Raw genomic sequence first — 15409 nt, forward strand, 5'->3', positions numbered from 1 at the left:
AGCTCAACGCTCGATGATCGCCACCACGCCCATGCCGCCGGCGGTGCAGATGGAGACCAGCGCGCGGCCGCCGCCGCGCTGCTTCAGTTCCTTCGCCACCGTAGCGACGATGCGCGCGCCGGTGGCGGCGAACGGATGGCCCGTCGCCAGCGAGGAGCCGTTGGGATTCATCTTCGCCGGATCGATCCTGCCGAGCGGCGCATCCAGGCCGAGGCGGTTGCGGCAGTAGTCTTCGCTTTCCCACGCGCGCAGCGTGCACAGCACCTGGGCGGCGAACGCCTCGTGGATCTCGTAGATGTCGAAGTCCTGCAGCGTCAGTCCGTGGCGCTTGAGCATCTCCGGCACGGCCACGGTCGGCGCCATCAGCAGGCCTTCGCCGTGCACGAAGTCGACTGCGGAGACCTGCGCATCCTTCAGGTAAGCGAGCGGCTCATGGCCGTGCGCCCTCGCCCAGTCGTCGCTGGCGAGCAGCACGGCGGCCGCACCGTCGGTCAGCGGCGTGGAGTTGGCGGCGGTCAGCGTGCCGCGGCCGGAGGTCTTGTCGAACGCCGGCTTCAGCGTGGCGAGCTTTTCCAGCGAGGTGTCGGGACGCAGGATGTTGTCGCGCTCCAGCCCGCGGAACGGGGCGATCAGGTCGTCGAAGAAGCCGCGCTCGTACGCCGCCGCCAGCTTCTTGTGCGAGGCCACCGCCAGCTCGTCCTGCGAGTCGCGCGAGATGCTCCACTCCTTCGCCATGTCCTCGCAGTGCTCGCCCATGCTCTTGCCGGTACGCGGCTCGGCCACGCCGGGGAACTCCGGCTTCAGCTCGCCGAACTTGAAGCCGCTGACCAGCGCCTTGAGCTTGTCCTGCGTGGTCTTGGCGCGGTTGGCGGCCAGCAGGCGCGCGCGCAGCTTCTTGCCGTAGACGATCGGCACTTCCGATGTCGTGTCGGAACCGCCGCCGATGCCGGATTCGATCTGGCCCAGCGCGATCTTGTTGCCGATGTGGATGATCGTGTCGAGGCTGGTGCCGCAGGCACGCTGCAGCGTGATGCCCGGCGTGAGCGGCGACAGGCCCGACGACAGCGCGGCTTCGCGGCCGAGGTTCCAGTCGGAGGAATGCTTGATCACCGCGCCCATCGCCACTTCGCCGAGTTGCTGGCCATGCAGGCCGAAGCGCTCGACCAGCGCGCCCAGCGTGCGCACCGACATGCCCAGGTTCCCCACATCCGCGTAGGCCGTGTTCTGGCGACAGAACGGAATACGGACGCCGCCGAGGATGGCGACGGGGCGGGGAGCGGGCATGGGGACCTCGGTGCGGATGGGGAGGATGGAATGGGTGAAGATGCGCCTGCGTACGGCAGGCATAATGGGGGAGTGTAATGCGCCCCTCCACCGCCTCCAACCGCTGACATGACTCGATCCCCAACCGGCCCCGTCGTCATGGGCGTGATCGCCCTGGAGCTCGCCGCCGGCCATGCGCCACGACATGCGGCGCTGGCGGCCGCCGAGGCCAGCGGGCTGGCGGAAAAACTGGGGCGCGACCTCGCAGTGCACGCGCCGCAGGTACGTGACCTGGATCTCGTCCTGGCGGCGGCGCATTTCGATCCCGCGGAAGCGCTGCGGCCCGGCTGGTCGCTGCACCAGCGCCTGCGGGAACTGCACCAGCGCGCGCAGGGTCGTGGGGAAGGCGCACGCCTGATCGCATTCGGCACCGACGATGCCGGCGGCATTCCGATGCCGCTGCAGGCGGACGACGGCCTTCGTGGCGGCCTGCTGCGGGTGGTGCCCTTCCTGCTGGCCGGCGACGACGCCACGGTGGACGCCGTGGGCGAACGGCTGGAAAGCGTACTGCTCGAAACCGGCATGGCCCAAGCCGATACCGCCCTGCTCGCGCAGACCGCGTTCGGCGCACAGATCGAGCACGCGCGCTACATGACCCTGCACGATCTCGCGGCGATGACGGCCATGCAGTACGAGCACGGTGGCCTCGGCCCGCTGTGGCCGGTGATCGAAACCGCGCTGATGGCGCCGACCGAGGACTACTGGCTGGATACGCTGCCGGAACCCCTGCTGCGCTACTCGGGCGGCGAAGTGCACATCGCCTTGTTCGAACCGGCCGCGTGGCGCACGCGTTACGCGCCCCGGGAAGCCACGGACGAACGCCTGGAGCGCGCCTACCAGCATTTCCAGGCGCGGCAGCAGCAGATCGCGGCGGTGCTGGAAGCGCATGGCATTCCGGTGACGTTCGCGCATTGCCCAGTCAACACCGACGCACGGGAAACCTTGCAGTCGTAGCGTGCGCCGTGCGCACGCTACGATCCTGGCCGATGTTACTGGGTGACCTTGATGATGCCGCACGCCACGCGTGCACCGGCGTTGCCGGCCGGCTGGCTGGCGTAGTCGTCCGGGGCGGCGTGCACGATCAGCGCGCGACCGGCGACATCGTTGACGGCACCGCCGCCCAGGGTGACGCCATCGATATGCGCATCGACCTTCGCCACGCCGTCGGCATTGGACGTCAGGTTGTTCATGTCGCCGGCATGGTGCGCACCGCTGCCGGCCTTGCCGTGCGCCGCGTTGAACGGATTGAAATGCGGACCCGCGCTGCTGGCATCCGCGGCGCTGCAGTCGCCCTTCTCATGGATGTGGAACGCGTGGGTGCCGTTGGCGGGCAGGCCGCCGATCTCGCCGGTCAGGTGCAGGCCCTTGCCCATCGGCGTGAGGGTGACGCTGCCGCTGACCAGGCTGCCGGAAGCGGAAGCCAGCACGGCGACCGCCTGCTTGGCGGTGCTGGTGGTGGGCACGACAGGGGTCTTCGTCGACGGCGACGAAGACGGGGCAGGCGTGGTGCCGCAGGCAGCGAGCATGAGGACGGTCGCAGCGGCGAGCAGGGAAATGCGCATGGGAGGCTCCGGTGGCAGGTCGTGGGCCGCTACCGTAACCATCGCTACCTTCACGATCAATGAAAGCGGCGGCGGCTCCTCATCCGCGCTTGCGGCCCGGGCCCAGCTTGCGCGTCACCGTATTGCGCCCGACACCGAGCTTCGCAGCGGCTTCGGCGCGCCGGCCATGGGTCAGTTCCAGCGCCACTTCGAGCAGGGTGCGGTCGAGCCGCTCGCGCGCTTCCGCGTGCAGCGACTCCGCGCCTTCCAGCAGGCGACGGCGCGCCCATTCGCCCAGCGCGTGGTCCCATTCGCCGCGTCCTCCGGCGATCGGCGCATGCGACAGCGCACCCTGCAGGTCGGTGGTGTTGATGACGTCCGCCGGCGCCAGTGCGGCCAGGCGCCAGCACACGTTTTCCAGCTCGCGCACGTTGCCGGGCCAGTCGTGGGCCTGCAGCAGGTCCAGCGCCGGATTGCTGAAACGCTTCGGGGCGATATCCAGCTTGCGGGTGGCCATGGCTAGGAAGTTTTCGGCCAGCTGAGGGACGTCGGCGCGCCGCTCGCGCAGCGGCGGCAGCTGCAGGCGGACCACATTGAGGCGGTGCAGCAGGTCGGCGCGGAAGCGACCTTCGGCCACCAGGCCATCGAGGTCCTGATGGGTCGCGGCGATCACGCGCACGTCCACGCGGATCAGTTCGCGTCCACCGACGCGGAAGAATTCGCCCTCCGCCAGCACGCGCAGCAGGCGTGTCTGCAGCGGCAGCGGCATGTCGCCGATCTCGTCGAGGAACAGCGTGCCGCCGTCGGCCTGCTCGAAGCGGCCGGTATGGCGCTTCTGCGCACCGGTGAACGCACCGGCTTCGTGGCCGAACAGTTCGCTTTCCAGCAGTTCCGACGGAATCGCGGCGGTATTCAGCGCCACGAACGGTTTGCGCGAGCGTGGCGACTCGTGGTGCAGCGCATGCGCGACCAGTTCCTTGCCGGTACCGGTCTCGCCGGTGACCAGCACCGACAGCGGCGCCTGCGCCAGCCGGCCGATCGCGCGGAACAGCGCGCGCATCGCCGGTGTGTCGCCGATCAGCTGCGGTGTCGGCGTCGCCGCTTCCCCTTCCTGCATGGCGTCCGCCGCTTCCTCGGCATCCGGCAGCGTACGCGCGGCCAGGGCCACCGCGTCGTCGAGATCGAACGGCTTCGACAGGAACTCGTGCGCGCCGCCGCGGAACGCGCCCGCGGTGCTGGCGACATCGGTGTAGGCCGACATCACGATGACCGGCAGCTGCGGATGCGTGGCCTTGAGCTTGTCGAGCAGCACCAGGCCGTCGTCGCCCGGCATGCGGACATCGGTAAACAGCAGGTCGGGTGCGCCGCGCGCGCCGAGCGCGCTCAGGGCGGCGGCGGCGCTGTCGAAGCCGTCCACCGCATACCCCGCATCGCGCAAGGCGGTGGCGAGCACGAAGCGCACCGAGCGGTCGTCGTCGACCACCCAGATGCGGCGTGCGTCGGCAGCGGCGCCGGAGGCGGCCAGGCGATCAATGGACATGACGTTCCTCGTCGGTGTCGTGCGGCGATTGCGGCAGCAGCAGGGTGAAGACCGTGTGGCCGGGGCGCGATCGGTAGGTCAGCGACCCCCGGTGCTCGCGCGCCACCTGTTGCGACAACGCCAGGCCCAGGCCGCTGCCTTCGGCGCGGCCGCTGACCAGCGGCAGGAACAGGTGCTCGGCGAGCGCTTCGGGCACGCCGCGGCCGTCGTCGACGATCTCCACCCGCAACGCCATCGCGTGCAGGTGGTCGTGGATGCGCGACCCGTGTTCGACCCGGGTGCGCAGAATGATGTTGGCGGCGCCCGCCTGCAGGGCGTTGCGCACCAGGTTCCAGACCGCCTGGGTCAAGCGGTCGGCGTCGCCGGACAGTTCCGGCAGGCTGGGGTCGTAGTCGCGCTGCAGGCGCACCGACCAGCCGCCCTCGTTCTCGGCCAGGCGCAGCACGCGCTCCAGCACGGTGTGGATGTTCAACGTCGCGTGCGGCCGTTGCGGCGAGGGCGACAGCAGTTGTTCCAGCAGGGTGTTGAGACGGTTGATCTCGGATTCGATCAGTTCGATCAGTTCGCGCTCGTCGTCGTTGTCGCTGCGGTGCGCGGCCCGGCGGGCCAGCAGCTGCGCGGCGCCCTTCAGGCCGGCCAGCGGGTTGCGCAGCTCATGCGCCAGCCCCTTCAACGCGGCGCTGAGTGCGTTCGGCAGCACCTGGGTGGGATCGGGGGCGGGGAATTCGTCCACCGGATGCGCTTCCAGCAACCAGCCGCCGCCGTCCAGCCGCGACAGCCAGCCCTCCGCGAAGCACGGCGACTCGCCGGGCATGCCCAGCGCCAGCCGGTGCAGCCGCAGGACGTCGCGGTCGGTGTTGTCCAGGAAGCGCGCCATGGCGTCGCCTTCGATCTCCAGGGCCGCCAGCGGTTGCCCGATCAGGCGGCGGGTACTGACGCCCAGCCAACGGGCGAAGGCGGGGTTCACGCCGCGGATCAGGCCAGCGGCATCCGCCCAGGCCACCGGCGTGCTGAGCGCGTCGGTGGTGGGCTCGAAACGCATCAGGGACGGGACCGGGGACGACATTGCACCAGTTTAGTGCAAAGCCGTCCCCGGCACTCCATCAGGCCTCGTAGGCCGATTCGCCGTGCGAGGCGATGTCCAGGCCCTCGCGCTCGGCGTCCTCGGCCACACGCAGGCCGAACACGAGCTTGGCGATCAGGAACGCGACCACCGACACCACGCCGATCCAGACGATGGTCAGGCCCACGCCGGTCGCCTGCTTGATGACCTGCGCGACCATGTCGAAGTCCTCGGGACCCGGACCACCCAGCTTCGGCGAATTGAACACGCCGGTCAGGAGGGCACCGACGATGCCGCCGACCGCATGCACGCCGAACACGTCGGCGGTGTCGTCGACCTTCAGCAGGCGCTTCAGGCCGGTGACGCCCCACACGCAGACCACGCCGGCGATGAAACCGATGGCGACGGCGCCGAACGGACCCACCAGGCCGGCCGCCGGGGTGATGCCGACCAGGCCGGCGACCGCACCCGACGCCACGCCCAGCGCGGACGACTTGCCCTTGAAGATCTTTTCGGTCAGCGCCCAGGCGATGACCGCAGCGGCGGTCGCGACCAGCGTGTTGATGAAGGCCAGCGCGGCGCCCGCATTGGCTTCCAGGTTGGAACCGGCGTTGAAGCCGAACCAGCCCACCCACAGCAGCGAGGCGCCCACGTACGTCAGGGTGACGTTGTGCGGCTTCAGCGCGGTCTGGCCGTAGCCCAGGCGCTTGCCGACGAAGTACGCGCCGATCAGGCCGGCCACGCCCGCGTTGATGTGCACCACGGTGCCGCCGGCGAAGTCCAGCGCGCCCAGTTCGAACAGGTAACCGCCGGTGGCCCACACGATGTGCGCGATCGGCAGGTAGCCGAAGGTGAACCAGATCACCGAGAACAGCACGACCGCCGCGAACTTCATGCGCTCGGCGAACGCGCCGACGATGAGCGCGCCGGTGATGCCGGCGAACGTCGACTGGAATGCGACGAACACGTACTCGGGCAGGCTGACGCCGTCGGTGAACGTGGCCGCCAGCGTCTCCGGCGTCACGCCCTTCAGGAACAGCTTGTCGAGGTTGCCGACCCACGCGCCTTCGCCCGAGAACGCCAGGCTGTAGCCGTAGACGATCCACAGCACGACCAACAGCGAGAACACGGTGATGACCTGCACCAGCACGGACAGCACGTTCTTCGAACGCACCATGCCGCCGTAGAACAGGGCCAGGCCGGGCACCACCATCAGCAGCACCAGCAGCGTGGACGTCAGCATCCACGCCACGTCGCCCTTGTCTACCGTCGGTTCGGCGGCGGCTTCTTCGGCGGGTGCGGCTGCGGGGGCCGGCGCCTCGGTCACCGTCTCGGTGACGGTTTCGGTGACGACGTCCGCCGCGGGTGCGGCTTCGGCGGTCGCTTCGGCCGCTGGCGGCGGGGTGGTGTCCTGCGCGATGGCGGTCGCCGCCACGCCCACGGTCATCAGGCCGCACAGCGCGGCCAGGCAGAGTACTTGCGCACGGGTCTTCCACCCGGACAACAGTCGAGTCTTCATGTGGGGGCTCCGAGTGTTAGAGCGCATCCGCGCCGACTTCGCCGGTGCGGATGCGGATGACCTGGTCGATGGTGGTGACGAAGATCTTGCCGTCGCCGATCTTGCCGGTGCCGGCCGCCTGCTGGATGGCCTCAATGACGGCTTCCAGTCGCTCGTCGGTCACGACGGTTTCGATCTTGATCTTCGGCAGGAAATCGACGACGTACTCGGCGCCGCGGTACAGCTCGGTGTGGCCCTTCTGCCGGCCGAAGCCTTTCACTTCGGTCACGGTGATGCCGGACACGCCCGCTTGCGACAAGGACTCTCGGACCTCGTCGAGCTTGAACGGCCGGATGATGGCGGTGATCAGTTTCATGCGCATACCCCGATGGTGGATGGAACCGGCCGACCGAAGCCGGCCGGCGGTTTCAGTACACCGGTGCGCGCAACCCCCTGGCAGCGTGCACGTGTTCGGTGCGGAGCGATGCATGAACCGCCTCCATGCCTGCCGCGATCGACTGCGGCAGGAACGGATGACGTGGGAGGGAGCTGCGGTTCATGGACCTCTCCTGTATTTCCCCAGTTACAGCGTTGGTGCGATCTCCAGGAATCGAAGACGGGTGGTGCCCCGGTTCCCCAACCGGTCTAACGCACCGCGATGCGATGCGCTCGATAAGGTGCGGCGATGGCGACGGGTGGGAGGGGAGATCCGTCGCCATCGCCGCGATGACTCAGTGCGCTGCCGCGGTGGTGCGGAGGGCCGCGATGGCGCCCTCCGCATGCAGGCTGTGGGCTGCGCGCACGTGCATCAGTTGGCGTAGTACAGCTGGTATTCCAGCGGGTGCGTGGCCGCGCGGAACTTGGTCACTTCCTGCATCTTCAGCGCGATGTAGGCATCGATGAAGTCGTCCGACATCACGCCGCCGGCCTTGAGGAAGTCGCGGTCCTTGTCCAGCGCTTCCAGTGCCTGGTCGAGGCTGGAGCAGACCTGCGGGATGTTCTTCTCTTCTTCCGGCGGCAGGTCGTACAGATCCTTGTCGCTGGGCGCGCCCGGGTCGATCTGGTTCTTGATGCCGTCCAGGCCGGCCATCATCAGCGCGGTGAAGGTCAGGTAGCCGGACTGCAGCGGATCGGGGAAGCGGATCTCGATGCGGCGGGCCTTCGGATTGGCGACCCACGGAATGCGGCACGAGGCGGAGCGGTTGCGTGCCGAGTAGGCCAGCATCACCGGCGCCTCGAAACCCGGCACCAGGCGCTTGTAGCTGTTGGTGCCCGAGTTGGAGAACGCGTTGATCGCCTTGGCATGCTTGAAGATGCCGCCGATGTACCACAGCGCCAGCTGCGACAGGCCGCCGTAGCCGTCGCCGGAGAACAGGTTCTGGCCGCCCTTGGCCAGCGACTGGTGCACGTGCATGCCGCTGCCGTTGTCGCCGACGATCGGCTTCGGCATGAAGGTGGCGGTCTTGCCGTTGCGGTGGGCGACGTTGCGCACCACGTACTTCATGCGCTGCAGTTCGTCGGCCTTCTGCACCAGCGTGTTGAACTTGGCGCCGATCTCGCACTGGCCGGCGGTGGCGACTTCGTGGTGGTGCACTTCGACTTCGATGCCGACCTGTTCCAGCGTCTTGCACATCTCGGCGCGCAGGTCGTGCAGCGAGTCGGTCGGCGGCACCGGGAAGTAACCGCCCTTGATGCCCGGACGGTAGCCGCTGTTGGCGCCGTCGTAGCTCTTGCCGCTGTTCCAGGCGCCTTCCTCGGAGTTGATCTTGAAGAAGGTGTTGCCCATGTCGTTGGCGAACTGCACCGAGTCGAAGATGAAGAACTCGGGTTCCGGACCGAAGAACGCCACGTCCGCGACGCCGCTGGCCTTCAGATGCGCTTCGGCGCGCTTGGCGATGCCGCGCGGATCGCGCGTGTAGCCCTGCATGGTGGCCGGATCGAGGATGTCGCAGACCAGCACCAGCGTCGGATCGGCGTAGAACGGATCGAGGTAGGCGGTGCTGGGGTCGGGCAGCAGCACCATGTCGGACTCGTTGATGCCCTTCCAGCCCGAGATCGAGGAACCGTCGAACATCTTGCCGTCTTCGAACAGCGCCGCGTCGACGATGCTGACGGGGAAAGTGACGTGCTGCTCGACACCACGCATGTCGACGAAGCGCAGGTCGACGAACTCGACCTTGTGGTCCTTGATCAGCTTCTCAACGTTGTCCAGGGACATCTTTGGAACCTCGGGTTGGATAAGTGTGTGACGGTGTACAGCAATCCCCGTGCCAACCCCAACATCGCGCCAAGTGACTGATTTTCATGGCCCTGCTTGACGTATCCGTCACACAAAATCCCTATTGTGGTGCACATATTCACCATAAAGAACCAAAGCGGTGCGCTGCGGTTTGCACTATTCTTTGCCGCCGTCCTTCCCGTCAGTGATCCGATGACCGAACTGCTCGCCGCCCTGCTGCTCGGCATCCTCGAAGGCCTGACCGAATTCCTGCCGGTCTCCAGCACCGGCCATCTGTTGATCGCCCAGCACTGGCTGGGCGAGCGCTCCGACTTCTTCAACATCGTCATCCAGGCCGGCGCGATCCTGGCGACGACCCTGGTGTTCCGCAAACGCCTCTGGGAACTCGCCACCGGGTGGGGCAACGCGGAGACCCGCGACTACGCCTTCAAGCTGGCCGTCGCCTTCCTGGTGACCGCCGTCGTCGGCTTGCCCGTCCGCCTGGCTGGCTGGGAATTGCCGGAAACGGTCACCCCGATCGCCTGGGCGCTGATCATCGGTGGCGTGTGGATGCTGGTCGCCGAGCACTTCGCCGAGAAACGCGGCGATGTCGCCACGGTCACCTGGAAGGTGGCGGTGCTGGTGGGCCTGGCGCAGGTGGTGGCGGGCGTGTTCCCCGGCACCTCGCGCTCGGCCGCCGCGATCTTCATGGCGATGCTGGCAGGCACCAGCCGGCGCTCGTCGGCGGCGGAGTTCGTCTTCCTGGTCGGCATTCCCACCATGTTCGCGGCCAGCGGTTACGCCTTTCTGGAGCTGGTGAAGGACGACGCGCTGGGTAGCGAGAACTGGGACGAGGTGGCGCTGGCATTCGCTGCGGCGACGGCGACGGGGTTCGTGGTGGTGAAGTGGCTGCTCGGCTTCATCAAGGCCCATCGCTTCACCGGCTTCGCAATCTACCGCATCGTGCTGGGCGGACTGCTGTTGTTGCTGATGCCGGTCGGGAGCTGAATCCCGTCAGCGACGGTCTTCACCCCGTTCCAACCCGTCGCGCGTTTGCATAGGCCACCCTCCGAGGACGCCACCATGAAACGACTGCTGCTGCTCGCCCTGCCGCTGGCCCTGGCCGCCTGCACGAAGCCTGCCGACCCCGCGACAACCCCGGCCGATGCCACGCCTGCCGCCACGTCCGCCCCCGCGACGCAGGCAGCCGATGCTGACCTGCTGCCGAAGTACCACTGGACGCTCAGTGAAGCGACCGACGCACAGGGGCAGCGCATCGCCGCGCTGTTCGCACGCACGGATCAGCCGGTGCGACTGGATTTCCGCGATGGCCACGTGGGCGTGTCCAACACCTGCAACCGCATGAGCGGCACGTATACCGCCGCCGACGGCTCGCTGACGACGGGAAGCCTGGTATCCACGCAGATGGCCTGTACCGACAGCGCCGTCATGGCGCTGGACCAGGAAGTCGGCAAGCGCCTGGAAGGCACCTTGAAGACAGCCACCACGGCAGGCGAAGCACCCACGCTGACGCTGACCACGGCAACCGGCGATGTGCTCGCCTTCACCGGCGAACCCACGGCCGAAACCCGCTACGGCGGTACGGGTGAGCGCCTGTTCCTCGAGGTGGCTGCGGACACCAGGCCCTGCAGCCATCCGTTGATCCCCGACAAGCAGTGCCTGCAGGTGCGCGAGGTCAAATACGACGACAAGGGTTTGAAGGTCGGCACGCCCGGCCCGTTCGAGCACTTCTACGACAGCATCGAGGGCTACACGCACGAGCCCGGTATCCGCAACATGCTGCGCGTGGACCGTTATACGGTGAAGAACCCGCCTGCCGACGGGTCTTCGAACGCCTACGTGCTGGACATGGTGGTCGAGTCGGCCAGCGAGAAGAAGTAAGGCCGGTCGCCAAGCGCGCCCGCTCCGCGTGGCGCGCTTCGTGGTCAGCGGGCAGCCGCTATAGTGGCGCGTTGCCGCACCAGACGCGCCCTCATGGACCACCCCGCAAGGAACGCTCCTCCTCTTCCCTGGATCGCCGCCGCGCTGCTCGCGGCCTCCGCGCTGCTGATGTGGTGGCCGGCGCTGCAGACGCCGTTCTGGGGCGACGACTACGTATTTCTGCATGCCGCGCACGCGACCAACGCCGCCGGCGCGCCATGGTGGTCGGATTTCTGGCCGTCGTCGCCTCCACGCTTCTGGCGACCGCTGTCGCAGGAAGGCTACTGGCGCTGGATCGATGCATCGCTGGGCGGCAGCGCGCATGCCGCACATGTCGTCAGCCTGGCCCTGCATGTCCTGGCCACGCTCGGCGTCGTGCTGTTCGCCTTCCGGCTGGCGCGGGCCTGTCGCTGGCCGAACGCTGGCCGCATCGCCGCATTGGCGGGCGCTGCGTATGGCGGACTGACGATGCATCTGCTGCCCGTGCATTGGGCGGCGGCGGCGAACAACGCGATGCTGACGTTGTTCACCACCTTGCTGCTGGCCGCGTGGATCAGCGTACGCGATGGCAGCCAAGGGAGGCTGCGGACGATGCTGTTGGCCTCGCTGCCGGCAGTGCTGGCGCTCGCATTGCTGAGCAAGGAGTCTGCGGCGTTGACGCCGGCGTTGATGCTCGTGGTTGCCGTGTTCGCCACCACGCGCCGACCGGATCGCGGCGAAGCCGCCGCCTGGCTGGCCTGCGTCGCCGTCGTCGTGGCCTGGCTGCTGCTACGCGCGCGGTTCACCGCCAACACCGATGCGTCCTACGACCTGAGCCTTGGCACGAACGTCGTGCGCAATGCGGCGTCATTCGTGGCCTGGCTGCTGAACGTCCCGCGCGAAGCGATGCGCATGGCGGTCGCGGGTGAGCGCCTGCACGGCCTGGCATGGATCGCGGCCACGGCGCTGCCGATGCTGGCGGCATGGGCGATCGCCGGCTGGCGCGGTCGTTCACTGCTGACGCGCCTGCAATGGGCCTGCGTCGTCGTATTCGCCGGTCTCGCGTACGCGCCCTACTTCCTGTTCGCCTGGAACAGCTACGAGTACTACGCCGCCATCGCGGCGATCCTGCCGGTCGTCGTGCTGGCGCGCTGCATCGCCGAGGACCGCCTCGCCCTTGTTGTCGCGGCGCTGCTCGCGGTTTCGTCGTGGATTGCCGTGGAAGGCACGCGCCGGCTCGATCATCCCGGCCTCATCGGCCGGGCGCACTGGGCGGAAGCGACGCTTCAGGCGCTGGAAGGACAGCCGGTCGCCACGCCGCTGCACGTGAGCGTCGCAGACGAGCAGCGTTTCTATGCCATCGGCCAGATGGGACTGGCATGGCGGCTGGACATTGCGCCGGAACGGATCGCGATGGCGCGCGCCTGCCCGTCGACGGGTGCCTGCCTGGTGATCGACGCAGACGGACGCTGGTACTGGCGGTCCGCAGGCCGATGACGCCGGCGACCGCGCGGCGGTGCCGCTCGGCGCCGGCCCGCAGCGGTGCAACTCAGGCTTGCGGTGACGGGTTCAGCGAATAGGTGCCGTAGGTCGCGGCTTCTGCCAGGACGTGCCCCTGCATCGCCCGCTCCACATCGCCGGCGGTGAAACGTGCCGGCAGCTCGAGCGTGGCGACATCCAGGGCGAACAGGCGGAAGAAATACCGGTGCGTACGCAGATCGTTGAACGGCGGATACGGACCGTCGTAGCCCTGGTAGTCGCCGCCCATCTGCGCATCGCTGGCGAACCAGCCGGTGTAGTCGTTCAGGCCCTGACGCGCACCCGCCGGCCCGGCAGGCTGCTGCTTGCCTTTCGCAGTGACGCCGTCGCTGCAGCTGCCGGCCGCGATCTCACGCACGTCGGCGGCGATGTCGGCCATCGCCCAGTGGATGAAGTGCGCGCGCGGCTGTTCGACCGGGATCTGCACATCATCGCGGCCGACCGTGTCCGGCACGGTTGGTGCGTCGGGATCGATGCACAGCAGGGCGAAGGATTTCGTGCCGTCCGGCACGCCGTCCCACGCGAGATGCGGATTGCGGTTGGCGGCGAAACCATCTGGCTGCCCCATGGCGAACTCGGCCGGGATGGGCTTCGTGTGCTCGAAACTGTCGCTCCACAGACGCATGCGTCGCTCCTGCAAGTTAGGGGAATCAGGTTTCCGGGTAGCCCAGGCGCACCGCCACCGGCGTCAGCACGGCGAACGGCCCGGCTAGTGCCTGTGCGTAGTGGCGCCAGTGGCCAGCGGGAAATCGCCGTGCGCCGGAGGAGGGCGGCTCCGTCAGCTGCGCACCCAGCGCGCGACCCAGCGCTTGCGCCACGGCCGCGGCATCGTCCTTTATGTCATCCATCGCGATCAGGCGGCTGGGAAACAGGTCCTGTTCGTGCAACTCGGCGACCTGTGCGAAAAGTCCAGCCAACCATTCGGCGCCGTGATCCAGGTTGTCCAGTGCGAGCGGCATCGGCGCACCGAACGCCAGCCAGTCCAGGAAAGCGTCGCGCGGATCGCGCACTGCGATGATCAGGAGCGCCTCAGGCAAGTAGGGGCGCAGAGCCAGCAGCAAAGCGTTGTCCCACCACGGCAACCAATCGACGATGCCTCCATCCTCTGAGCGGTTGGCCAAAGTCGTTCGCCATTCCGCAATGCAGGATTCCCCAGACAGCTCGCCAGACACCAGCCGGGCGGGCGTGTGGTAGCTCTGCATCGGATCAACCGGAGGCTCGGGCAGGAATCGATCCCCACGCAACCGATTGCTGATGGCTCCCAGCACACCGGCGATCGACTCAACTACCGTACCTGGCGCTCCCCAGAGGAAAATGGGATACGGCTTGCCGGCGGATATCATCGGAATTGGCGCGATGTCTGGCCAAGGGCCCTGTGCGCCACTCGGTTCCCACAATGGCAGACGCGTAGAAGCGAGTTCATGCGCCAGTTCCGCCCACGTATCCGCGGCATCAGCATACCGACCCGCGCGATCACGCACGAACGCCTGCCAGCTGCGCAGGCCTCGCTTGTGCTGGGGCTCCGTGGCCTTGCTCGCCAACTCGCCCACCCGCGCGATCGCCGCCATCGGATCGCGGCGCAGCAAGCCTTCGACCAGCCGTTGCTCGCCGCTGGCGCGGCCGGGCTCCAGCTCGACGATGCGACGCGCCACCGCTTCGGCGGCCTCGTCATCGCCGGCCGCATCGAACACCGACATCTGCGCCTCGAGCGCGGGCACGTGCTGCGGCATGGCCGCCCCCCAGCGTTCGACCACCGCGCGCGCTTCCGCGCTGCCGACGGCTTCGAACAGCAGGCGCGCCAGCCACAGGTCATGCGCATCCGAGGTGGTGGCGAGGGCGGCATCCAGCGTGTTGCGCGCATCGTCCTGCGCGCCCAGGCGACGCCAGGCCTCGATGATCGCCAGCACGGTATCGCGGTCGCGCGGCTGCCCGGCAAGGGCGATGCGCAGGGCGGCGAGCGCCTCCTCGTTCTGTCCGGCGGCCAGGCGCAGGTGGCCGATGTAACGATGCAGCGCCGGCGCGTTGTTCAGCGCGACCAGCGGCACCAGTTCGTCGGCGGCATCGGCGGGACGCCCCTGCCGGCGGATCAGGTCGGCGATCAGGCTGCGCAGGTTGTCGGACCCCGGCACCTTCTCGACCACGCCGCGAAAGGCCTGCTCCGCGAACGCCCAGTGCTCCATCGCCATGTGGATGAAACCCAGCGCGTAGCGGAGCTGCATGTCGTCCGGCGCCTGCTGCAGGGCGGCCGAGACGATCTTCAACGCGTCATTGGCGTTGCCGCGACGCAGGGCGACCATGCCGGTGATCGCCGCCAGCTGCGGATGGTCGGACGACACGCGGGCGGCCAGGCGGGCCAAACGCTCGGCCTCGTCCAGGTCGCCGCGGCCCAGGGCCAGCTGGCCCTGGATCAGGTAGGCGGTGAACTGGTTGGGATCGAGCCCCGTCGCCTGGCTCAGCGCCGCCTGCGCGTCCTCGTTGCGGCGGCTGCCCACCAGCACGCCGGCACGGGCCAGATGCAGGTCGGCGTTGTCGGGCGCCAGCGCGATGGCGCGGTCGATGGTCGCCAGCGCCGCGTCGGGCTGCCCGTTCTGCATCTGCGCGGTGGACAGCCAGCGCAGCGCCTGCGGGTCGTCGGGGCGCTCGGCCACCAGGGCGTCGGCAGCGGTCAGGGCTTCGCTCAGGGCGCCGCGGCGCAGGGCGTCCAGAATCTGGTCGTACATTGCGGTTACCAGCGTTCGGTCAAATGCCGATTGTACCGGGGCTTCCC

14 protein-coding genes are annotated in these 15409 nt (G+C 68.4%); 4 read left to right on the forward strand and 10 right to left on the reverse strand.

Features of this window, described 5'->3' with window-relative positions; all coding sequences use genetic code 11:
- Positions 1 to 3 precede the first annotated feature (3 nt).
- The gene (locus AC1Q5B_RS03780; RefSeq protein ID WP_492630390.1) at positions 4 to 1284 is read right to left on the reverse strand and encodes an acetyl-CoA C-acetyltransferase; all 1281 of its coding nucleotides are present in this window, start codon (positions 1282 to 1284) and stop codon (positions 4 to 6) included.
- A gap of 108 nt (positions 1285 to 1392) precedes the next feature.
- On the opposite strand from AC1Q5B_RS03780, the gene AC1Q5B_RS03785 reads away from it, so the two are divergent.
- A complete protein-coding gene (locus tag AC1Q5B_RS03785; RefSeq protein ID WP_492630391.1) occupies positions 1393 to 2277 on the forward strand; it encodes a hypothetical protein in 885 nt (294 codons plus the stop codon).
- 35 nt (positions 2278 to 2312) lie between these two features.
- On the opposite strand, the gene AC1Q5B_RS03790 is transcribed toward AC1Q5B_RS03785, so the two are convergent.
- The 7 genes from AC1Q5B_RS03790 to glnA all read right to left on the reverse strand — a co-directional run bounded on the left by AC1Q5B_RS03790 (position 2313) and on the right by glnA (position 9183).
- The gene (locus AC1Q5B_RS03790) at positions 2313 to 2885 is read right to left on the reverse strand and encodes a superoxide dismutase family protein (protein ID WP_492630392.1); all 573 of its coding nucleotides are present in this window, start codon (positions 2883 to 2885) and stop codon (positions 2313 to 2315) included.
- 79 nt (positions 2886 to 2964) lie between these two features.
- Positions 2965 to 4404 carry a nitrogen regulation protein NR(I) gene (ntrC, locus tag AC1Q5B_RS03795; RefSeq protein ID WP_492630393.1) on the reverse strand — a complete coding sequence of 480 codons (1440 nt, stop codon included), beginning with the start codon at positions 4402 to 4404 and terminating at the stop codon, positions 2965 to 2967.
- Positions 4394 to 5470 carry a two-component system sensor histidine kinase NtrB gene (locus AC1Q5B_RS03800; RefSeq protein WP_492630394.1) on the reverse strand — a complete coding sequence of 359 codons (1077 nt, stop codon included), beginning with the start codon at positions 5468 to 5470 and terminating at the stop codon, positions 4394 to 4396. The genes ntrC and AC1Q5B_RS03800 overlap by 11 nt, the downstream gene beginning before the upstream one ends.
- 37 nt (positions 5471 to 5507) lie before the next feature.
- Positions 5508 to 6986 (reverse strand): ammonium transporter, encoded by a 1479-nt coding sequence (locus AC1Q5B_RS03805; RefSeq protein ID WP_492630395.1) that lies wholly within the window; start codon positions 6984 to 6986, stop codon positions 5508 to 5510.
- A gap of 16 nt (positions 6987 to 7002) precedes the next feature.
- On the reverse strand, positions 7003 to 7341 hold the full coding sequence (locus AC1Q5B_RS03810) for a P-II family nitrogen regulator (protein ID WP_055941078.1): 339 nt from the start codon (positions 7339 to 7341) through the stop codon (positions 7003 to 7005).
- A gap of 52 nt (positions 7342 to 7393) precedes the next feature.
- Positions 7394 to 7525 (reverse strand): hypothetical protein, encoded by a 132-nt coding sequence (locus tag AC1Q5B_RS03815; RefSeq protein WP_492630396.1) that lies wholly within the window; start codon positions 7523 to 7525, stop codon positions 7394 to 7396.
- Between the two features lie 248 nt (positions 7526 to 7773).
- Positions 7774 to 9183 (reverse strand): type I glutamate--ammonia ligase, encoded by a 1410-nt coding sequence (gene glnA / locus AC1Q5B_RS03820; protein WP_492630397.1) that lies wholly within the window; start codon positions 9181 to 9183, stop codon positions 7774 to 7776.
- A 213-nt stretch (positions 9184 to 9396) separates the two neighbouring features.
- On the opposite strand from glnA, the gene AC1Q5B_RS03825 reads away from it, so the two are divergent.
- The 3 genes from AC1Q5B_RS03825 (at position 9397) to AC1Q5B_RS03835 (ending at position 12600) form a co-directional block, all read left to right on the forward strand.
- Positions 9397 to 10191, forward strand: coding sequence for an undecaprenyl-diphosphate phosphatase (locus tag AC1Q5B_RS03825; protein ID WP_492630398.1), 795 nt, complete (start codon positions 9397 to 9399; stop codon positions 10189 to 10191).
- A 75-nt stretch (positions 10192 to 10266) separates the two neighbouring features.
- The gene (locus AC1Q5B_RS03830; protein ID WP_492630399.1) at positions 10267 to 11085 is read left to right on the forward strand and encodes a DUF4377 domain-containing protein; all 819 of its coding nucleotides are present in this window, start codon (positions 10267 to 10269) and stop codon (positions 11083 to 11085) included.
- Positions 11086 to 11178: 93 nt separating this feature from the next.
- Positions 11179 to 12600, forward strand: a complete 1422-nt coding sequence (locus AC1Q5B_RS03835; protein ID WP_492630400.1) for a hypothetical protein — start codon at positions 11179 to 11181, stop codon at positions 12598 to 12600.
- 52 nt (positions 12601 to 12652) lie between these two features.
- Here the strand turns inward: AC1Q5B_RS03835 and AC1Q5B_RS03840 are convergent, their stop codons facing one another.
- Positions 12653 to 13267, reverse strand: a complete 615-nt coding sequence (locus tag AC1Q5B_RS03840) for a YbhB/YbcL family Raf kinase inhibitor-like protein (protein WP_492630401.1) — start codon at positions 13265 to 13267, stop codon at positions 12653 to 12655.
- A gap of 25 nt (positions 13268 to 13292) precedes the next feature.
- On the reverse strand, positions 13293 to 15362 hold the full coding sequence (locus AC1Q5B_RS03845) for a tetratricopeptide repeat protein (RefSeq protein WP_492630402.1): 2070 nt from the start codon (positions 15360 to 15362) through the stop codon (positions 13293 to 13295).
- Positions 15363 to 15409 lie beyond the last annotated feature (47 nt).

The sequence above is a fragment of the Pseudoxanthomonas sp. GW835-FHT14C01 genome, assembly GCF_058793715.1.